The sequence below is a fragment of the Streptomyces sp. NPDC001153 genome, from assembly GCF_053598315.1.
In genome coordinates this window covers 219111-239651 of the sequence record NZ_JBSFJZ010000008.1, presented here as the reverse complement: position 1 = coordinate 239651, position 20541 = coordinate 219111, and the positions used below count along the sequence as shown (strand labels likewise).

Annotated in this window: 14 protein-coding genes and 1 tRNA gene; 9 read left to right on the top strand and 6 right to left on the bottom strand. The window is 69.6% G+C overall.

The annotated features are described in order from the left end of the window. Positions 1 to 3: 3 nt before the first annotated feature. Genes ACWDEN_RS12245 through rpmH form a run of 5 tightly spaced genes read right to left on the bottom strand, consistent with a single transcriptional unit; the run spans position 4 to position 2720 of the window. On the bottom strand, positions 4 to 516 hold the full coding sequence (locus tag ACWDEN_RS12245; protein ID WP_351601074.1) for a Jag family protein: 513 nt from the start codon (positions 514 to 516) through the stop codon (positions 4 to 6). A 15-nt stretch (positions 517 to 531) separates the two neighbouring features. After that, positions 532 to 1815 (bottom strand): membrane protein insertase YidC, encoded by a 1284-nt coding sequence (yidC, locus tag ACWDEN_RS12240; protein WP_351601077.1) that lies wholly within the window; start codon positions 1813 to 1815, stop codon positions 532 to 534. Between the two features lie 3 nt (positions 1816 to 1818). Then, complete coding sequence (gene yidD / locus ACWDEN_RS12235) at positions 1819 to 2193, bottom strand: membrane protein insertion efficiency factor YidD (protein WP_351601080.1); 375 nt, start codon at positions 2191 to 2193, stop codon at positions 1819 to 1821. Continuing rightward, positions 2190 to 2561 (bottom strand): ribonuclease P protein component, encoded by a 372-nt coding sequence (rnpA, locus tag ACWDEN_RS12230; protein ID WP_351601083.1) that lies wholly within the window; start codon positions 2559 to 2561, stop codon positions 2190 to 2192. The genes yidD and rnpA overlap by 4 nt, the downstream gene beginning before the upstream one ends. A gap of 21 nt (positions 2562 to 2582) precedes the next feature. Then, positions 2583 to 2720, bottom strand: coding sequence for a 50S ribosomal protein L34 (rpmH, locus tag ACWDEN_RS12225; protein ID WP_003956500.1), 138 nt, complete (start codon positions 2718 to 2720; stop codon positions 2583 to 2585). A 396-nt stretch (positions 2721 to 3116) separates the two neighbouring features. Here rpmH and dnaA point away from each other — a divergent pair, with 396 nt between their 5' ends. The 9 genes from dnaA to ACWDEN_RS12180 all read left to right on the top strand — a co-directional run bounded on the left by dnaA (position 3117) and on the right by ACWDEN_RS12180 (position 16128). Further along, on the top strand, positions 3117 to 5123 hold the full coding sequence (gene dnaA / locus ACWDEN_RS12220; protein ID WP_450858649.1) for a chromosomal replication initiator protein DnaA: 2007 nt from the start codon (positions 3117 to 3119) through the stop codon (positions 5121 to 5123). 976 nt (positions 5124 to 6099) lie between these two features. Beyond that, a complete protein-coding gene (gene dnaN / locus ACWDEN_RS12215) occupies positions 6100 to 7230 on the top strand; it encodes a DNA polymerase III subunit beta (protein ID WP_351601089.1) in 1131 nt (376 codons plus the stop codon). 209 nt (positions 7231 to 7439) lie between these two features. Then, positions 7440 to 8315, top strand: coding sequence for a phosphogluconate dehydrogenase (NAD(+)-dependent, decarboxylating) (gnd, locus tag ACWDEN_RS12210; protein WP_450858646.1), 876 nt, complete (start codon positions 7440 to 7442; stop codon positions 8313 to 8315). A gap of 82 nt (positions 8316 to 8397) precedes the next feature. Continuing rightward, positions 8398 to 9519, top strand: a complete 1122-nt coding sequence (recF, locus tag ACWDEN_RS12205) for a DNA replication/repair protein RecF (protein WP_351601095.1) — start codon at positions 8398 to 8400, stop codon at positions 9517 to 9519. Further along, on the top strand, positions 9516 to 10064 hold the full coding sequence (locus ACWDEN_RS12200) for a DUF721 domain-containing protein (protein ID WP_351601098.1): 549 nt from the start codon (positions 9516 to 9518) through the stop codon (positions 10062 to 10064). Before recF ends, ACWDEN_RS12200 begins: the two co-directional genes overlap by 4 nt. A 394-nt stretch (positions 10065 to 10458) precedes the next feature. Then, positions 10459 to 12528 carry a DNA topoisomerase (ATP-hydrolyzing) subunit B gene (gyrB, locus tag ACWDEN_RS12195; RefSeq protein WP_351601101.1) on the top strand — a complete coding sequence of 690 codons (2070 nt, stop codon included), beginning with the start codon at positions 10459 to 10461 and terminating at the stop codon, positions 12526 to 12528. Between the two features lie 42 nt (positions 12529 to 12570). Then, positions 12571 to 15165 (top strand): DNA gyrase subunit A, encoded by a 2595-nt coding sequence (gene gyrA / locus ACWDEN_RS12190; protein ID WP_351601104.1) that lies wholly within the window; start codon positions 12571 to 12573, stop codon positions 15163 to 15165. A gap of 18 nt (positions 15166 to 15183) precedes the next feature. Beyond that, complete coding sequence (locus tag ACWDEN_RS12185; RefSeq protein ID WP_351601107.1) at positions 15184 to 15918, top strand: DUF3566 domain-containing protein; 735 nt, start codon at positions 15184 to 15186, stop codon at positions 15916 to 15918. Positions 15919 to 16051: 133 nt separating this feature from the next. Next, a tRNA-Ile gene (locus ACWDEN_RS12180) sits at positions 16052 to 16128 on the top strand. Between the two features lie 197 nt (positions 16129 to 16325). Here ACWDEN_RS12180 and ACWDEN_RS12175 read toward each other — a convergent pair. After that, positions 16326 to 20402, bottom strand: a complete 4077-nt coding sequence (locus tag ACWDEN_RS12175; protein ID WP_351601109.1) for a WD40 repeat domain-containing protein — start codon at positions 20400 to 20402, stop codon at positions 16326 to 16328. Positions 20403 to 20541 lie beyond the last annotated feature (139 nt).

The window sequence follows — 20541 nt, the reverse complement described above, 5'->3', positions numbered from 1 at the left end:
CGATCAGGCGGGCAGCACGACGACGAACCGCTGCGGCTCCTCGCCCTCGGACTCGCTGCGCAGTCCCGCCGCCTTGACCGCATCGTGCACGACCTTGCGCTCGAACGGGGTCATCGCCTTGAGCTTGACGGGCTCGCCGGTGTTCTTCGCCTCGGCGGCGGCCTTGGCGCCGATCTCGGACAGCTCGGCCCGCTTCTTGGCCCGGTAACCCGCGACGTCCAGCATGAGCCGGCTGCGGTCGCCGGTCTCCCGGTGCACGGCCAGGCGCGTCAGCTCCTGCAGTGCCTCCAGCACCTCGCCGTCCCGGCCGACCAGCTTCTGCAGGTCGCGGCTGCCGGTGTCGCTGATGATCGACACGGAGGCGCGGTCGGCCTCGACGTCCATGTCGATGTCGCCGTCGAGGTCGGCGATGTCCAGCAGACCCTCCAGGTAGTCCGCCGCGATCTCACCCTCCTGCTCCAGGCGGGTCAGGGCGTCTGCAGCCTCGGCAGCGGCGGAGGTGGTGCCTTCCGTCACGGGATGGGCTCCTTCTTACTTCTTGGACGGGGACTTGGGCCGCTGCGGACCACCCTTGCGCTGGCCGGACTGGGCCTTGCTGCGGGTGCCGGAGCCGGACTTCGGGGCCTGCGGGGCGGCCGCGGGCTTGGCATCCTGCGGCTCGTCGGGCTTCTCCAGCGAGGTGGACGAGGTGGACCCGCCCTCCTGCTTAGGTCCGCCGGACTGGCGCTGGGCCTTGGACTGGCGCTTGGGCTGCTGGCGCCGGGCCGCGGTGCCGGCCTCCGTGGTGGTCTCCGCACCGTCCGCGGTCTGCGCCGCGGCCTGGGCCGTGCTCTTCACCACGGTGCCGTCGGCCTGGGCGGCGAGACCGGCCTTGTTCAGGGCGTTGATGAACCGGCGCTCGAACTCGTTGCGCTCGCGGCCCTTGGCGACGATCGCCTTGACGATGGTCTTCTCGCTGCGGCGGCTGACCTTGCCGGCGTGCGTGACGTGCTTGGTCAGGCGCTCCAGGTAGGCGGCCTGAGCCTTGGAACCCGGGGTCGGGTTGTTGCGGATGACGTACATCTGCTGACCCATGGTCCACACGTTCGTCGTCAGCCAGTAGACGAGGACACCGACCGGGAAGTTGATACCGAAGACGGCGAACATCACCGGGAAGACGTACATCAGCATCTTCTGCTGCTGCATGAACGGCGTCTTCACCGTCGTGTCGACGTTCTTCGTCATCAGCTGGCGCTGCGTGTAGAACTGCGACGCCGACATCAGAACGATCATGATCGCGGTGACGACCCGGACGTCGGTCAGCGTGGCGCCGAGCGAGGCGACCTTGTCCGCGCTGTCCGTGAACTTCGCCGCAAGCGGGGCGCCGAAGATGTGCGCCTTACGGGCGCTGGCGAGCAGCGACTCGTTGAGGACGCCGATCGTCTTGCCCGTCGCGATCGCGTTGAGCACGTGGTACAGGGCGAAGAAGAACGGGGACTGCGCCAGGATGGGAAGGCACGAGGAGAGCGGGTTGGTGCCCGTCTCCTTGTACAGCTTCATCATCTCTTCGGACTGGCGCTGCTTGTCGTTCTTGTAGCGCTCCTGGATCTTCTTCATCTCCGGCTGGAGCGTCTGCATCGCGCGCGTCGACTTGATCTGCTTCACGAAGAGCGGGATCAGGCAGATGCGGATCAGGATCACCAGGGACACGATGGACAGGCCCCAGGCCCACCCGGTGTCGGCGCCGAAGATCGCGCCGTACATCTTGTGGAACTGGACGATGACCCATGAAACGGGTGTTGTGATGAAGCTGAAGAGGCTGGCAATCGTGTCCACTAATCATGCTCCTTGGGCATGGGACGAGGTCTCTGCGGCCGGGCTCGGAGGAAGCTCGGAAGTCGGGCTCCCGGGCTTCGCTTCGGTGGCCGGTTCGGCGGCGGAGGGCCCGCCCTTGCGTGCGCGCCAAGCGTTGCGCAGCATTTCGTGCCACCGCGGGCGCTTGCGCGGCGGGACATGGTCCACACCGCCCAGCGACCACGGATTGCACCTGAGGATGCGCCAGGCGGTGAGTGCCGTTCCCTTGATCGCACCATGCCGGTCGATGGCCGTATAGCCGTAGTGGGAGCACGACGGGTAGTACTTGCACACCGGCCCCAGCAGTGGACTGATCGTCCACTGGTACAGCTTGATCAGAGCCAGCAGCGGGTACTTCATCGCGCGCCCCCTCCCAGCAGCCGCTGAACGGCGGCGTCCAGGTCTTGGGCCAGCTGTGCGTGGTCTGCGTCGCCCGCTCCGGGCAGCGCTCGTACGACTACCAGGCTACCGGGGGGAAACAGAGCGACTCGGTCACGCATCAGATGACGCAGTCTGCGCTTCACTTTGTTGCGCACGACCGCTCCACCCACAGCCTTGCTCACGACGAAACCCGCACGCGTCGGGGGAGCGCTCTCCCCAGGCGCGTGCGGGTCCGTGGCACCGCTACGAAGGTGGACGACGAGAGTCGGGCGTCCTGCCCGGCGTCCTCGTCGAACCGCGGTCGCGAAGTCCTCGCGCCGCCTCAGCCGGTTCTCGGTAGGCAGCACGACGTCATGACCTGATCGGGATCAGGCGGACAGGCGGGCGCGACCCTTGCTACGGCGGGACGCGAGAATCGCGCGGCCGGCACGGGTGCGCATACGCAGCCGGAAGCCGTGGGTCTTCGCGCGACGACGGTTGTTCGGCTGGAAGGTGCGCTTGCTCACTCGGGGGCTCCAGAAAGAAATCGGTAGTTGCGGGGTGCCGTCTTGGCTGTCACCGTGCGCCCACGAGTAGCTCGCGTCACGCCCGAGTGCACCGCTTCCCGATCACCTGACGTGATCTGTGCCCATCGGAGGCAGGCGGCAGCAGCCATCGACAACTCGACCTGGTTACGGTACGCGGGGCTGCGCCATCCGGTCAAACCGAGGGTCACGGAGAGACACTATCCACAGGCTGGGGACAACAACTTGAACCGCACCCGCCACGCTGACTACCGTGGCTGAACTCCGATTCGTTCTTTTGTCCCCCGCCCCGGCGGGTTTGACCCACCCACCACCCGAAGTACCCCCCGACCCGTTCCGCGATCACACGTTCGTGGGACCTGTGAGAGAGCGTGCCCTGTGGCTGACGTACCCGCCGATCTTGCCGCAGTGTGGCCGCGAGTACTCGAGCAGCTCCTCGGAGAGGGCCGCGGACAGGGTGTCGAGGCGAAGGACGAGCACTGGATCCGGCGCTGCCAGCCGCTCGCGCTGGTCGCGGACACCGCTCTGCTCGCCGTACCGAACGAATTCGCGAAAGGCGTACTGGAGGGCCGTCTCGCGCCGGTCGTCAGCGAGACGCTGAGCCGCGAGTGCGGCCGTCCCATCCGTATCGCGATCACTGTGGACGACTCCGCGGGCGAGCCGCCGGCCCCCGCGGCGCCGGTGCAGCAGCCGCCCAATCCGCGCTACGAAGAACCCGAGCTGCCGTCCGGCCCGACGTACGAGGAACGGCCGTACGAGGGCTATGGCCGCCACCGCGCCCCCGAGCAGCCGTCGGCCGAGCAGCACCGCGCCGACCAGCTGCCCACCGGCCGCGCGGACCAGCTTCCCGTCGTACGGCCGGCGTATCCCTCCGAGTACCAGCGCCGCGAGCCCGGGGCCTGGCCCCGGCCCGCGCAGGACGAGTACGGCTGGCAGCAGCCGCGGCTGGGCTTCCCCGAGCGCGACCCGTACGCGTCGCCGTCGTCCCAGGACGCCTACGGCACCGGTCAGAAGGGCTACGGCCCCGGCCCCGATGCCTACGGCTCGCCGTCCTCGGACTACCGCTCGCAGGGCATGGACCGGCCGTCGTACGAGCAGCAGCGCGGCGATTACGACAACCCGCGCGCCGACTACGACTCGGGGCGCCCGGACTACGACTCCGCGCGCCCCGAGTACGACCCCTCCCGCACCGAGTACGACCAGCGCGACCCCGTCCGCCGTGAGCTGCCCGAGCAGCCGACGGGCGGCGGCCCGGCGCATCGCGGCGGCCCCGGCCGCCCGGACCTGCCCACGGCCGGCGCACCCGGCCCGCTGGGCGCACAGCCGGCACCGGCGAGCGGTCCCGGCGAGCCGACGGCACGGCTGAACCCGAAGTACCTGTTCGACACGTTCGTAATCGGCGCCTCCAACCGGTTCGCGCACGCGGCCGCGGTCGCCGTCGCCGAGGCACCGGCGAAGGCCTACAACCCCCTTTTCATCTACGGGGAGTCGGGGCTCGGCAAGACGCATCTGCTGCACGCCATCGGGCACTACGCGCGGAGCCTCTACCCGGGCACGCGCGTGCGGTACGTGAGCTCGGAGGAGTTCACCAACGAGTTCATCAACTCCATCCGCGACGGCAAGGGCGACAGCTTCCGCAAGCGCTACCGCGAGATGGACATCCTGCTCGTCGACGACATCCAGTTCCTCGCGGACAAGGAGTCGACACAGGAGGAGTTCTTCCACACCTTCAACACGCTCCACAACGCCAACAAGCAGATCGTGCTCTCCTCCGACCGGCCGCCGAAGCAGCTGGTCACGCTGGAGGACCGGCTGCGGAACCGTTTCGAGTGGGGTCTGATCACCGACGTCCAGCCGCCCGAGCTGGAGACGCGAATCGCGATCCTGCGCAAGAAGGCGGTGCAGGAGCAGCTCAACGCTCCGCCGGAGGTGTTGGAGTTCATCGCCTCACGGATCTCCCGGAACATCCGTGAGCTGGAGGGCGCGTTGATCCGGGTGACCGCGTTCGCCTCGCTGAACCGGCAGCCGGTGGACCTGGGCCTGACGGAGATCGTCCTGAAGGACCTGATCCCCGGCGGCGAGGACAGCGCGCCCGAGATCACGGCGACGGCGATCATGGGGGCGACGGCCGACTACTTCGGGCTGACGGTGGAGGACCTGTGCGGCACCTCGCGCGGGCGCGCGCTGGTCACCGCGCGGCAGATCGCCATGTACCTGTGCCGTGAGCTGACCGATCTGTCGCTGCCGAAGATCGGCGCGCAGTTCGGTGGCCGCGACCACACGACCGTCATGCACGCCGACCGCAAGATCCGCGCGCTGATGGCCGAGCGGCGGTCCATCTACAACCAGGTGACCGAGCTGACGAACCGGATCAAGAACGGCTGACGGCGGCTGCGCCTGGCTTGCGCCGACGTCGAGGGCGCCTTCGGGACACGAGTCCTGAGGGCGCCCTTTGGCATGTTCGCCGTCCAGGGTGGCGGGACCCTGGTGTCGGTGCCCGAGGGGCGCCCAGGCCCTTGAGGCACCGGGGGGAGGCACGGCTGCTCGCGGCTGCCCGGGTCCGCCGGCGGGCTGTGGAGTGTTCCTCGGTCGCCACCGGGTGTTCGATTAAGTGCCGGGTTACGGCCATCCTCCACAGATTCGCTGGGTTTCTTCCGTCCACATGCTGGGGACTGCGGAGTTGTCCCGAGCGGCATCCACAGGGAACGTGTTCATATGGCGTTCGCCCAGCTCAGCTGCCTGTGGAATCGTGGACGAACGATCTCCACAGGCTGTGGACCGAGCGGGGATCCACAGGCTGTGTACGAGGTTTTCCACTGACGACCCACAGGCCGGAGCCTGTTGTCCCCAGTGATCCCCGGCTTCTCCACATGGCTGTCCACTGTTCGGCAACGCGACGCACCCGCTCACCGCGTCGAGTGAAAGCCGTCACACGAAGGTGCCGGATTGGGGTGTGGGAAACGTGGGTAAACCTGGGGACGCAGCTGGGGAGAACTGCCCTCGGGCTGTGGGCGGGGTGTGCAGAACTTTCTGTTCTCCACAGACACCCCCGGTTGTCCACCGCCGTCACCCACAGGCCCCGTGGACAAAATCTTGGCTCTGAGCTGGGCAAACGCGGTTATCCACGGTATCCACAGGCCCTACTACTACTCCCGACTAGAGAGAGCTCGGCAATCGTTTTGAAGCGGGGGCTGTGCACAACTCGCCGTCTCGTGCCCGGCTGCCTCCCGGAGCGACTTGACCCCGACGGGCACCTACTGTCAGTGCGGTGCGTCAGACTGGTCCCCGGTGTCCTTCCCTCCGCAGTGGGCGGTGACACCGAGTCGGAGGACTCAGTAGCAACAGCAGGAGGCGGCTTACGGTGAAGATCCGGGTGGAACGCGACGTACTCGCGGAGGCAGTGGCGTGGGCGGCACGCAGCCTCCCGGCCCGTCCGCCGGCGCCTGTCCTCGCCGGCCTCCTCCTCAAGGCCGAGGACGGCCAGCTGAGCCTGTCGAGCTTCGACTACGAGGTCTCCGCGCGCGTGTCCGTGGAAGCCGAGGTCGAGGAGGAGGGCACCGTCCTCGTCTCCGGCCGGCTGCTCGCCGACATCTCCCGCGCCCTCCCCAACCGGCCGGTGGAGATTTCCACAGACGGTGTACGGGCGACCGTGGTCTGTGGGTCCTCCCGGTTCACCCTGCACACCCTGCCTGTGGAGGAGTACCCGGCGCTGCCGCAGATGCCGAACGCCACGGGCACCGTCCCCGGCGAGGTCTTCGCGGCCGCCGTGTCCCAGGTGGCCATCGCCGCCGGCCGTGACGACACACTGCCCGTCCTCACCGGTGTGCGCATCGAGATCGAGGGCGACACCGTCACCCTGGCCTCCACCGACCGCTACCGCTTCGCCGTCCGCGAGTTCCTGTGGAAGCCGGAGAACCCGGACGCCTCCGCGGTCGCCCTGGTCCCGGCCAAGACGCTCCTGGACACCGCCAAGTCGCTCGGCGCCGGTGACAGCGTGACGCTGGCACTGTCCGGGTCGGGCGCGGGCGAGGGCCTGATCGGTTTCGAGGGCGCGGGGCGTCGTACGACCACGCGGCTGCTCGAGGGTGACCTGCCGAAGTACCGCACGCTGTTCCCGACCGAGTTCAACTCCGTCGCCGTGATCGAGACCGCGCCGTTCGTGGAGGCCGTCAAGCGTGTGGCGCTGGTGGCCGAGCGGAACACCCCGGTGCGGCTGAGCTTCGAGCAGGGCGTGCTGATCCTGGAGGCCGGGTCCAGCGACGACGCACAGGCTGTGGAAAGGGTCGACGCCCAGCTGGAGGGCGACGACATCTCCATCGCCTTCAACCCGACGTTCCTGCTGGACGGCCTGAGCGCGATCGACTCCCCGGTGGCCCAGCTGTCGTTCACGACCTCCACGAAGCCGGCGCTGCTCAGCGGGAAGCCGGCGGTGGATGCCGAGGCCGATGACGCGTACAAGTACCTGATCATGCCGGTGCGGCTCAGCGGCTGACCGTTTTCCACAGCTGTGCACAGTGCCGGGCGCCTTTGCGGGGGCCCGGCACCCACTGCCTGTGGCTCGGCAGCGTCTGTGGAAAAAGTACAGGTCGCAGGGCCTACGCATGAGCGCGTATGCCCACAACTGTGCGTGAAGAGGGCGGTTTAGGCTCGGCTCGGCACCAAGGTGCCTGTCCCGCCACAGCGACCTAAGGAACACAACTGATGGAGCTCGGTCTCGTCGGCCTCGGCAAGATGGGCGGCAACATGCGCGAGCGGATCCGCCGCGCGGGCCACACCGTCATCGGGTACGACCGCAACGCGGACCTCGCGGATGTCCACAGCCTGGAAGAGCTTGTGGGCAAGCTCAGCGGTCCGCGTGTGGTCTGGGTGATGGTCCCGGCCGGCGAGCCCACGCAGTCGACCATCGACCGGCTGGCCGAGCTGCTGGAGCCCGGCGACGTGGTCGTGGACGGCGGCAACTCCCGCTGGACGGACGACGAGAAGCACGCCGAGGAGCTGGCGGCCAAGGGCATAGGCTTCGTCGACTGCGGCGTCTCCGGCGGCGTCTGGGGTCTGGAGAACGGGTACGCGCTGATGTACGGCGGCGACGCCGAGTACGTCGCCAAGGTGCAGCCGGTCTTCGACGCGCTCAAGCCGGAGGGCGGCTTCGGCTCGGTGCACGCCGGCAAGGTCGGCGCGGGCCACTTCGCGAAGATGGTCCACAACGGCATCGAGTACGCGATGATGCAGGCCTACGCCGAGGGCTGGGAGCTGCTGGAGAAGGTCGACTCCGTGGAGAACGTCCGCGAGGTCTTCCGCTCCTGGCAGGAAGGCACCGTCATCCGTTCCTGGCTGCTCGACCTCGCGGTCAACGCGCTGGACGACGACGAGCACCTGGAGGGCCTGCGCGGATATGCACAGGACTCCGGTGAGGGACGCTGGACTGTGGAGGCCGCGATCGACAACGCGGTGCCGCTGCCGGCGATCACCGCGTCGCTGTTCGCGCGGTTCTCCTCCCGCCAGGAGGACTCGCCGCAGATGAAGATGATCGCCGCGCTGCGCAACCAGTTCGGCGGTCACGCCGTAGAGAAGAAGTAGTCCACAGGGATCCACAGGGCCGCCCTCGCGGGCCCCGTGATCCACAGTTCACAGCACTCTGGGGAAGGCCGGCGAAACGACCATGCACGTCACGCATCTTTCGCTGGCCGACTTCCGCTCGTACGCCCGGGCCGAGGTTCCGCTCGACCCGGGCGTCACCGCCTTCGTCGGGCCCAACGGGCAGGGCAAGACCAACCTGGTGGAGGCGGTCGGATACCTCGCCACCCTCGGCAGCCACCGGGTCGCCTCCGACGCCCCCCTGGTCCGCATGGGGGCCGAGCGGGCCGTGATCCGGGCGCAGGTCCGGCAGGGCGAGCGGCAGCAGCTGGTCGAGCTGGAGCTGAACCCGGGCAGGGCCAATCGCGCCCGCATCAACCGGTCCTCGCAGGTCAGACCGAGGGACGTGCTGGGGATCGTACGGACCGTGCTGTTCGCCCCCGAGGATCTCGCGCTGGTCAAGGGGGATCCCGGGGAACGGCGGCGGTTCCTCGACGAGCTGATCACGGCGCGGTCGCCGCGCATGGCCGGGGTGCGCTCCGACTACGAGCGGGTGCTGAAGCAGCGGAACACCCTGCTCAAGACCGCCGCCCTGGCGCGCCGGCACGGCGGCCGGGCCATGGACCTGTCCACGCTCGACGTGTGGGACCAGCATCTCGCGCGCGCGGGCGCCGAGTTGCTCGCCCAGCGGCTGGACCTGATCGCCGCGCTGCAGCCGCTGGCCGACAAGGCGTACGAGCAGCTGGCCCCCGGTGGCGGCCCGCTGGCACTGGAGTACAAGCCGTCCGCGCCCGGCGAGGCCCACGCGCGCGAGGATCTCTACGTCCAGCTGATGGCGGCCCTGGCGGAGGCGCGCAAGCAGGAGATCGAGCGCGGTGTCACCCTCGTAGGCCCTCATCGGGACGATTTGATTCTCAAACTCGGTCAGCTGCCCGCCAAGGGGTACGCCTCCCACGGCGAGTCCTGGTCCTACGCGCTCGCCCTGCGTCTGGCCTCCTACGACCTGCTGCGGGCCGAGGGCAACGAGCCGGTCCTGGTCCTGGACGACGTCTTCGCCGAGCTGGACACGCGCCGGCGGGAGCGGCTGGCCGAGCTGGTCGCGCCCGGTGAGCAGGTGCTGGTCACCGCGGCCGTGGACGACGACGTACCGCATGTACTGGCCGGGGCGCGGTACACCGTGTCGGGCGGGACGGTGGAGCGCGTATGAGCACCGGCGAATCCACCCCCCAGGGCCCGGAGAAGAGCGGGAACGAACCCTCCGGTGTCGACCTCGCGCGCGTGGCGTTGCGCGCGGCGAGGGAGCAGGCACGCGCGCGTGGGGACGCGGCGCGGCAGAAGAAGCAGGCCCGGCGCGGTGGCGGGCTGCGCTCCGGCGCGCGCGCGGACGGCCGTGACCCGATGGCGCTGGGGGCCGCGATCAACCGGCTGCTGACCGAGCGCGGCTGGGAGACCCCCGCGGCGGTGGGCGGGGTGATGGGCCGCTGGCCGCAGATCGTCGGCGAGGACCTGGCCAAGCACTGTGTGCCGCAGCGGTACGACGAGGACGAGCGCGTGCTGATCGTGAGCTGCGACTCGACGGCCTGGGCGACCCAGCTGCGCCACCTCGCGCCCGCGCTGGTCGCCCGCCTCAACGAGGATCTGGGGCACGGCACGGTACGGATGATCAAGGTGCTCAACCCGGGCGGGCCGGCCCGCCGCTACGGTCCGCTGCGGGCCCCGGGGAGCTCCGGGCCCGGCGATACGTACGGGTGACGTACATCACGTCGAACAAGGGGGTCGCGCTGTCGGTGCCGCGCCGTACCACGGGTGCGGAGTGCCGCTGTGGCACCGGCGGATCGCCATCTGACCCCCCAGTAGCCAAGGGTTGACGCCTCGAAGCGCTGAGTGCCGCTGTGAGCCCCTTGGAGCCCCCATCCGCATATCGGGACCCGATCGAGGCCGGTTCAGGGCGGCACATGGGGACTCAGGTACCGGCAAACCCCCATCGATGTCAGACCTACCGGTAGACTGGAAGACAATCCCGCCCCAATGTGGGGACCGCCCGGGAAAAGCTGAGCAACACGCTGATCAAGGCTTACCACCGCAACATGCCGCAGCCGCTCCGGCACACCCTCCCCCAGAGGGGGTACCCCCAGGAGCCCGGCTCGTGCTGTGCCAGAAAGGGCGCTTCGTGGCCGATTCCGGCAACCCCAACGAGAACATCCCGTCCACCGACGCCGGCGTGAACAGTGAGGCCGCCACCTCGGCTTCGTACGACGCCAGCGCCATCACCGTGCTCGAAGGGCTGGACGCGGTCCGCAAGCGGCCCGGCATGTACATCGGTTCCACGGGCGAGCGCGGTCTGCACCACCTGGTGTACGAGGTCGTCGACAACTCCGTCGACGAGGCGCTGGCCGGGTACGCGGACACCATCGACGTCACGATCCTCGCCGACGGCGGTGTCCGGGTCGTCGACAACGGCCGTGGCATCCCCGTGGGCATCGTGCCCTCCGAGGGCAAGCCGGCCGTCGAGGTCGTGCTGACCGTCCTGCACGCGGGCGGCAAGTTCGGCGGCGGCGGTTACGCCGTCTCCGGCGGTCTGCACGGTGTGGGTGTGTCCGTCGTCAACGCGCTGTCCACGAAGGTCGCCGTCGAGATCAAGACCGACGGCCACCGCTGGACGCAGGACTACAAGCTCGGTGTCCCGACGGCCCCGCTCGACCAGCACGAGGCCACGGACGAGACCGGCACCTCGGTCACCTTCTGGGCCGATCCCGACATCTTCGAGACCACCGAGTACTCCTTCGAGACGCTCTCGCGGCGCTTCCAGGAGATGGCGTTCCTCAACAAGGGTTTGACGATCAAACTCACCGACGAGCGCGAGTCGGCGAAGGCCACCAGCGGCGCGGACGAGGCGGGCGCGGACGAGAAGGCCGAGGTCAAGGCCGTCACGTACTACTACGAGGGCGGCATCGTCGACTTCGTGAAGTACCTCAACTCCCGCAAGGGAGAGGTGGTGCACCCCACCGTCATCGACCTGGAGGCGGAGGACAAGGACAAGAGCCTGTCCCTCGAGGTCGCGATGCAGTGGAACAGCGGCTACACCGAGGGCGTGTACTCCTTCGCGAACATCATCCACACCCACGAGGGCGGTACCCACGAAGAGGGCTTCCGCGCCGCGCTGACGTCGCTGATCAACAAGTACGCGCGCGACAAGAAGCTGCTCCGCGAGAAGGACGACAACCTCACCGGTGACGACATCCGTGAGGGTCTGACCGCGATCATCTCGGTCAAGCTGAGCGAGCCGCAGTTCGAGGGCCAGACGAAGACCAAGCTGGGCAACACGGAGGCCAAGACCTTCGTGCAGAAGGCGGTCTACGAGCACCTCAACGACTGGCTGGACCGCAACCCGGTCGAGGCCGCGGACATCATCCGCAAGGGCATCCAGGCGGCCACCGCGCGCGTGGCGGCCCGCAAGGCCCGCGACCTGACCCGCCGCAAGGGTCTGCTGGAGTCGGCGTCCCTGCCGGGCAAGCTCTCCGACTGCCAGTCCAACGACCCCACCAAGTGCGAGATCTTCATCGTCGAGGGTGACTCCGCCGGCGGCTCGGCCAAGTCCGGCCGCAACCCGCAGTACCAGGCGATCCTCCCGATCCGCGGCAAGATCCTCAACGTGGAGAAGGCCAGGATCGACAAGATCCTGCAGAACCAGGAGATCCAGGCGCTGATCTCGGCCTTCGGCACGGGTGTGCACGAGGACTTCGACATCGAGAAGCTCCGCTACCACAAGATCATCCTGATGGCTGACGCCGATGTCGACGGCCAGCACATCAGCACCCTGCTGCTGACCTTCCTGTTCCGCTTCATGCGGCCCCTGGTCGAGGCCGGGCACGTGTACCTGTCCCGTCCTCCGCTGTACAAGATCAAGTGGGGCCGGGACGACGTGGAGTACGCCTACTCCGACCGCGAGCGCGACGCCCTCATCGAGATGGGCCGCCAGCGCGGCAAGCGGGTCCGCGAGGACTCGATCCAGCGCTTCAAGGGCCTCGGCGAGATGAACGCCGAGGAGCTGCGCGTGACCACGATGGACCAGGAGCACCGGGTCCTCGGCCAGGTCACCCTGGACGACGCCGCCCAGGCGGACGACCTGTTCTCGGTCCTCATGGGCGAGGACGTCGAGGCCCGCCGCCAGTTCATCCAGCGCAACGCCAAGGACGTCCGCTTCCTCGACATCTGAGTCGGTCTCAGCTGACCGCATCAGGAAGGATCTTCACCAGCAATGGCCGACGAGAACACTCCGCAAACCCCTGAGACCGAGGGCGGCGAGCTCGCGATGCGCGTCGAGCCCGTCGGGCTCGAGACGGAGATGCAGCGCTCGTACCTGGACTACGCGATGTCCGTCATCGTGTCCCGTGCGCTGCCCGACGTCCGGGACGGCCTCAAGCCCGTCCACCGGCGCGTGCTGTACGCGATGTACGACGGCGGCTACCGCCCCGACCGCGGCTTCTACAAGTGCGCCCGTGTCGTCGGTGACGTCATGGGCAACTACCACCCGCACGGCGACAGTTCGATCTACGACGCCCTGGTGCGCCTCGCGCAGCCGTGGTCGATGCGGATGCCGCTGGTGGACTCCAACGGCAACTTCGGCTCCCCGGGCAACGACCCGGCGGCCGCCATGCGGTACACCGAGTGCAAGATGGCGCCGCTGTCGATGGAGATGGTCCGCGACATCGACGAGGAGACCGTCGACTTCACGGACAACTACGACGGCCGCTCCCAGGAGCCGACCGTCCTGCCCGCCCGCTTCCCGAACCTGCTGATCAACGGATCGGCGGGTATCGCGGTCGGCATGGCGACCAACATCCCGCCGCACAACCTGCGCGAGGTCGCGGCCGGCGCCCAGTGGTACCTGGAGAACCCCGAGGTCTCGCACGAGGAACTGCTGGACGCGCTCATGGAGCGCATCAAGGGCCCGGACTTCCCGACCGGCGCCCTGGTGGTGGGCCGCAAGGGCATCGAGGAGGCGTACCGCACCGGGCGCGGCTCCATCACGATGCGCGCGGTGGTCGAGGTCGAGGAGATCCAGGGCCGGCAGTGCCTGGTCGTCACCGAGCTGCCGTACCAGGTCAACCCGGACAACCTGGCGCAGAAGATCGCCGACCTGGTCAAGGACGGCAAGATCGGCGGCATCGCGGACGTCCGCGACGAGACGTCGTCCCGCACCGGCCAGCGCCTCGTCATCGTCCTGAAGCGGGACGCGGTCGCCAAGGTCGTCCTGAACAACCTGTACAAGCACACCGACCTGCAGACGAACTTCGGCGCGAACATGCTGGCGCTGGTCGACGGCGTGCCGCGCACCCTCTCGCTCGACGCGTTCATCCGGCACTGGGTGACGCACCAGATCGAGGTCATCGTCCGCCGGACCCGCTTCCGGCTGCGCAAGGCCGAGGAGCGCGCGCACATCCTGCGCGGCCTGCTGAAGGCCCTGGACGCCATCGACGAGGTCATCGCGCTGATCCGGCGCAGCGAGACCGTCGAGGTGGCGCGTACGGGCCTGATGGGCCTCCTGGAGATCGACGAGATCCAGGCCAACGCGATCCTCGAGATGCAGCTGCGGCGCCTGGCGGCCCTGGAGCGGCAGAAGATCGTCCAGGAGCACGACGAACTCCAGGCGAAGATCAACGAGTACAACGAGATCCTCGCCTCCCCGGTCCGCCAGCGCGGGATCGTCAGCGAGGAGCTGGCCGCGATCGTCGAGAAGTACGGCGACGACCGCCAGACCAAGCTGATCCCGTACGAGGGCGACATGTCCATCGAGGACCTGATCGCCGAGGAGGACATCGTCGTCACGGTCACGCGCGGCGGCTACGTCAAGCGGACCAAGACGGACGACTACCGGGCGCAGAAGCGCGGCGGCAAGGGCGTACGCGGCACGAAGCTGAAGGAAGACGACATCGTCGACCACTTCTTCGTCTCCACCACGCACCACTGGCTGCTGTTCTTCACCAACAAGGGCCGGGTCTACCGGGCGAAGGCGTACGAGCTGCCCGAGGCCGGCCGGGACGCGCGCGGCCAGCACGTGGCGAACCTGCTCGCCTTCCAGCCGGACGAGGCGATCGCCGAGATCCTGGCGATCCGTGACTACGAGGCGGCGCCGTACCTGGTGCTGGCCACCAAGTCCGGCTTGGTCAAGAAGACGCCTCTGAAGGATTACGATTCGCCCCGCTCCGGTGGTGTGATCGCGATCAACCTGCGCGAGCGGGAGGACGGAACGGACGACGAGCTGATCGGTGCGGAGCTGGTCTCGGCCGAGGACGATCTGCTTCTGATCAGCAAGAAGGCACAGTCGATCCGGTTCACCGCCACCGACGACTCCCTGCGCCCGATGGGCCGCGCCACCTCCGGCGTCAAGGGCATGAGTTTCCGTGAAGGCGATGAACTTCTGTCGATGAATGTTGTTCGACCCGGTACGTTCGTGTTCACTGCCACCGACGGCGGGTACGCGAAGCGGACCGTTGTCGACGAGTACCGCGTCCAGGGTCGCGGCGGCCTCGGCATCAAGGCCGCCAAGATCGTGGAGGACCGTGGTTCGCTCGTCGGGGCGCTGGTCGTCGAGGAGACCGACGAGATCCTCGCGATCACCCTCTCCGGCGGTGTGATTCGCACGCGAGTCAATGAAATCAGGGAGACGGGCCGTGACACCATGGGCGTCCAACTGATCAACCTGGGCAAGCGCGATGCCGTGGTCGGTATCGCACGTAACGCCGAGGCGGGGCGTGAGGCGGAGGAGGTCGACGGCGAGGAGGCCGTCGACGCCGTCGAGGGCGCCCAGGCCACCGGCACGGACGAGGGTGAGGCGCCCTCGGCCGAGTAGCACGAGGAGTGAGTCATCGTGAGCGGAGCCACGGGCGCCGGATCGGCCGGTACCTCCAGGGGTACGGAGACGGACGGCGGCGGCCGTGGCTCCGCCGCGCACGGGGCGGCTGCGGGGAGCGCGACCGACCCGCACACGACCAACCTGAAGCCCGTGCCGGCGCCCGCCAAGGACGCCTCCGGCACGTCTGGATCCCAGGGGAGAACTGTGACGGACACCCGAGGCCCGGCCGCGGCCGGCGAGGCGCAGTCGTCGTCTCCGCTCCCCGGGGAGCGGCACCCGGAGCAGCCCTCCGGGCCGTACCACCCGCCGCAGGCCTACCCGGCGCAGCCCCCGGCCGGCGCGGTACGGCGGCCGCGTACGGGCGCCCGTACGGCGCCGCGCACCCGTAAGGCGCGGCTGCGGGTGGCCAAGGCCGACCCGTGGTCGGTGATGAAGGTCAGCTTCCTGCTGTCCATCGCCCTCGGCATCTGCACGATCGTCGCCTCGGCGGTGCTGTGGATGGTCCTGGACGCGATGGGCGTGTTCTCCACGGTGGGCGGCACGATCTCGGAGGCGACCGGCTCGAACGAGGCGAACGGCTTCGACCTCCAGGCGTTCCTGTCACTCCCCCACGTGCTGACGTTCACGACGATCATCGCGGTCATCGACGTGGTCCTGGCCACGGCGCTCGCGACGCTCGGCGCGTTCATCTACAACCTCTCCGCGGGCTTCGTGGGCGGCATCGAGCTGACCCTGGCGGAGGACGAATAGGCCCTGCCAAGGCCTCCGGACACCCCGTGGGCCCCCTGACCTGATGGTCCCCCGACAACCGATTTTGGGACTGACGTGGTCGTGCGCTAATCTTCAGGAGTCAGCGCGCGGGACACACACCGCACAGCGCGGCGGGGCTATAGCTCAGTTGGTTAGAGCGCATCCCTGATAAGGATGAGGCCACAGGTTCAAATCCTGTTAGCCCCACCAGCACGAAGACCCCCGGTCCGGATGGATCGGGGGTCTTCGGCGTCTACCGGGGCATCCACCGGCTGGTACAAACCCGGAACAGAAAAGGCCCGACCGCTGGCGACGGGGGATGCACCAGCGATCGGGCTGTGGCCAAGGGTAACAAGCCCAGGCGCCTCGTGGGGGCAAGTCGATCGGAAATAAGTCAGGTTGGCCGATCAATGACCGCACGGAGGGTCGTAGGAGAGGCGGGGCAGGTACTCGTGCCACTGCTGTGCGCTCAGTACGCCCCGGGTGACCGAGCAGATGTGCTTGATCGCCGCGTCGGCGTCCAGGCTCCACAGGCGGACCGTGTCGGTGCCGCTGGAGACCCCCAGGACGTCGCTCCTGGTGCTGAAGGACAGGAACGTGCCCGACTTGGCGTTGGGGCTCATCGACTGGCCGATGGGGGTCGCCGAGGCGGGGTCGGTGACGTTCCACAGCCGGATCGTGTTGTCGTTGCCGCCACTGGCCAGAACATGCCCGTCCGGGCTGAACGTCAGTGACTTGACCGCCTCGGTGTGGCCGATGAGCGGCGCGCCCAGCGCGGTCGCCGAGGCGGGGGCGGTGACGTTCCACAGCCGGACCGTGTCGTCGTCGCTGCCACTGGCCAGAACGTGCCCGTCCGGGCTGAAGGCGAGCGTGTTGATCGGCCCGGAGTGCTGCGTGAGCCGGGCGAGCGCGGTCGTGTGGGCCGGGTCGCTGACGTCCCAGAGCCGGACGGTGCTGTCCGCGCTGCCGCTGGCCAGGGTGTGCCCGTCGGGGCTGAAGGCGAGCGCGTTGAGGTAGCCCCGGTGGCCGGTGAGCGGCCTGCCGAGCGCCACGGGGTGCGCGAGGTCGGTGACGTTCCACAGCCGGATGGTGTCGTCGTCATAGGCGGTGGCCAGGGTGCGGCCGTCCGGGCTGAAGGCGAGCGCGAGCCCCGCGAAGCGTGTCCGCAGGTGGATGGCCTCGCCGGTGACCGGGTGGGACGGATCGCCGACGTTCCACAGGTACACCAGATGGTTGTTGGTGAGGACGGCGAGGGTGCGGCCGTCGGGAGAGAACAGCAGGGGCGCACGATGGCCGCCGTCCGCCTGCATGAATGGTTCGCTCAGCGGCACGGGTCGCCCGGGCCGCGCCACGTTCCACAGCCGGAGCCTGCCGTCCCGCGCCGCCGTGGCGAGCACCCGTCCGTCCGGCCGGAACCCCCCGGTGCGGCCGGTGATGTCCGAGGTGGGCAGCGACCACAGGCGCACCTTGCTGTCCCCGCTGCCGGTGGCGAGGGTCCGCCCGTCGGGGCTGAATCCCAGGGCGTACATCTCTCCGCTGCTGCCCGCGAGCGACCCCCCGACCTGGGACGGGGACGTCGGGTCGGCCACGTTCCACAGGCTGGCCGTGCTGTCCGCGCTCGCGGCGGCGAGCCGGCCGCCGTCCGGGCTGAAGGCCACCGACCAGATCGGGCCGGTGTGCCCGGTCAGCGGCGAGCCGAGCGCGGAGGGGCGGGCGGGGTCGGTGACGTTCCACAGCCGGATCGTGTCGTCCGCGCTGCCGGAGGCGAGGGTGTGCCCGTCGGGGCTGAACGCCACCGAGTGCACGAGGTCGGTGTGGCCCTTGAGCACGGTGTCGTAGCGCTGCGCGTGGTGCGGGTCGGTCACGTTCCACAACATGATCGTGTCGTCGTCACCGCCGGCCGCGAGGGTGCGCCCGTCGGGGCTGAACGCCACGCTGCGCACGGCGGCCGTGTGGCCGCGCAGGGGGCCGATCTGCCGCGGGTGGTGCGGGTCGGCGACGTTCCACAGCCGTACGGTGTGGTCCTCGCCGGCGGACGCCAGCGTCCGTCCGTCCGGGCTGAAGGCGATCAGGTAGATCGTGCCCTTGTGCCCGGTCAGGGGAGCGCCCAGGGACACCGGGCGGGCGGGGTCGGTGACGTTCCACAGCCGGATCGTGCCGTCGTCGCCGGCGCTGGCCAGGGTGCGGCCGTCCGGGCTGAACACCGCGCTGCTCACCCAGCTGGTGTGGCCGGTGAGCGGCTCGCCCAGCTGCTTCGGGCGGTTCGGGTCGGCCACGTTCCACAGCCGGACCGTCCGGTCGTAGCTGGCGGTGGCCAGGGTCCTGCCATCGGGGCTGAAGGAGGTCAGGTAGACGGCGCCGGTGTGGCCGGACAGGGAGGTGGCCAGCGGCGCGTTCACGATCGAGATCAGCCTGCTGTACGTCCCCTCGTCGTCCGGGCGCAGCCGGTGCGCGACCAGGTCGAGCTGGGCGGACAGGGACGGATCGGTGCTCTGGACCCGGTCGGCCTCGGCGAGGACCTGCTCGAAGACGGCGTCGTCCCGCTGCTGCCGGGCGATCACCGCCGAGCCGCCGGCCACCAGGGCCAGCACGACCAGCGTGGCCACCGCGGCCCGGCTCAGCCACACCGAGCGCCGGCGCAGCCGCACCGAGGCGGCCAGGAACTCCACCGCGCTGCGGGTCAGAAAGGTGTCCCCGGCCGATCTGGCCCAGCCGCGGGCCTGCTCCAGTCGGGAGCCGCGGTACAGCAGCGAGCTGTCCCGGCCCGAGTCCTCCCAGGCCCGGCCGTCCTCCTCCAGCCGCTGGCGCAGCAGATGGTCGTTGCGGTCGTCGTCGATCCAGTGCCGCAGCCGGGGCCAGGCGTGCAGCAGCGCCTCGTGGGTGATCTCCACGGTGTCCGCGTCCAGCGTCACCAGCCGGGCCCGTACGAGGGCCTCGAGGGACTCCTCCGTCTTGCCGGGGTCCGCCGACTCCTCCGCCAGTTGCCGCCGGGTGCCCCGCCGCCGCGTGGCCTGGGTGTCCTCGCCCAGCCGGACCAGCCGCAGCAGGAGCAGCCGGGCTGCCGTACGGGCCGCGGGGTCCAGCCCCGACCAGGCGCGCTCGGCCGTCGCCGCGACCGCCCCCTGGATGCCGCCCGCCGCGCGATAGCCGGCCAGCGTCAGCCGCCCGGCCTTGCGGCGCTGCCAGGTGGCGAGCAGGGCGTGCGAGAGCAGCGGGAGCACGCCCGCGTCGTGGGCCCCGCGCGGGCCGTCGGCGCTGACCTCGCGGACGATCAGCTCGGCGAGTCCGGGTTCCAGCTCCAGCCCCACCGCCTTGGCCGGACCGGTCACCGCCTCGCGCAGCTCGGTACTGGTCAGCGGGCCGAGGACCATGTGCCGGTGCTGGAGGGCGTCGGCCAGTTCCGGGTAGCCGAGGCACTGCTCGTAGAAGTCGGCGCGGATGCCGAGGACGACGAGCACCGGGGCGCGCTCGCCCGAGCCGGCGGGCGCAGTGCAGGCGGCGTGCAGGAGCTGGATGAACGTACGCCGGTCCGTCTCGTCGGCGCAGAGGGTGAAGGCTTCCTCGAACTGGTCCACCACGACGACCGGGCGGCACTCGGCGGAGGCCTCGCGGCGGGCCCACTCGGACACGGCCTCGCGGGCCGCCTGTGCCACCCGTGGGGAGTCGGAGCCGGGAACCGCCGGATTCCGCGTGGCCTCCTGTTCGGCCCGGCGCGCGTCGGCGGCGACAGGGCCGAGATCGGGGATACGGCGCACCAGCTCACCGAGGGGGTCGGCACCGGGGACGAGGTGCAGGACGCAGTCGCCGGTGGATTCCTGCGGGGCCTGGGGTGTGGCGCTTGTGTGCGGTATGCCGGTGCCGCGTCCGTCGTGCAGCGCTCCGCCGCGTACGGCGGGGACCAGACCGGCGTTCAGCAGGGAGGACTTCCCCGCTCCCGAGGCGCCCACCAGCATCACCAGACCGCCCGTCCGCTCGGCCGCGCGGAGTTGGGTGATGAGCGCGCTCGTGCTCCGTTCCCGGCCGAAGAACCACCGGGCGTCCTCCTGCCGGTAGGGGGCGAGCCCTCGGTAGGGGCAGACGCCTCCGGTGACGGGCGGGGACTGGGCGGGAGGCGTCCGGTTCTCCTCGGCGGGCGGCGCGGGCCGGTCGCCCACCGGGTCGGCCAGCGCGCGCTCCCACAGCCGCTGCCAGTGTGCGAGGTCGTACAGGCCTGTGGACACCGGTGAGGGCTGCAGCCGCCGTGCCTCGGGGATCAGGATGTGCAGCACCGCCGCGAGGGCGGTGAACTGGGCCGGCACGTTCTTGGCCCGGCGCCAGTCGCTGATCCGCTGCGCGGACACCCGCACGGGCCGCCCGCGTTCGTCGACCCGCTGTAGTCGTACGACCGCCTCGGCGACGCTCTTGAGGGGAGGGTTTCCAGCCTCCTTGTACAGCAGCGCGAGGCGCTCGGCGAAAGCTGTGCGTGTCCCTGAGTCGGAACTCAAGGTCCCACCCCTTTACTTCCCCCCGTATCTGGACGTCCGGACCGGAAAACCCACCCTATACGCCTGACCTGCGGATAAGGACCGGTCCGGAGGCGGCGGTCTCCTCGCCGTGGGCAACAGATGGCAGGATCCGGACCCG

Bases quoted from the DNA above. Each gene is read 5' to 3' on its own strand.
- gnd (WP_450858646.1), top strand. From the start codon at position 7,440: ATGGAGCTCGGTCTCGTCGGCCTCGGCAAGATGGGCGGCAACATGCGC.
- yidD (WP_351601080.1), bottom strand. From the start codon at position 2,193: ATGAAGTACCCGCTGCTGGCTCTGATCAAGCTGTACCAGTGGACGATC.
- recF (WP_351601095.1), top strand. From the start codon at position 8,398: ATGCACGTCACGCATCTTTCGCTGGCCGACTTCCGCTCGTACGCCCGG.
- gyrA (WP_351601104.1), top strand. From the start codon at position 12,571: ATGGCCGACGAGAACACTCCGCAAACCCCTGAGACCGAGGGCGGCGAG.
- ACWDEN_RS12200 (WP_351601098.1), top strand. From the start codon at position 9,516: ATGAGCACCGGCGAATCCACCCCCCAGGGCCCGGAGAAGAGCGGGAAC.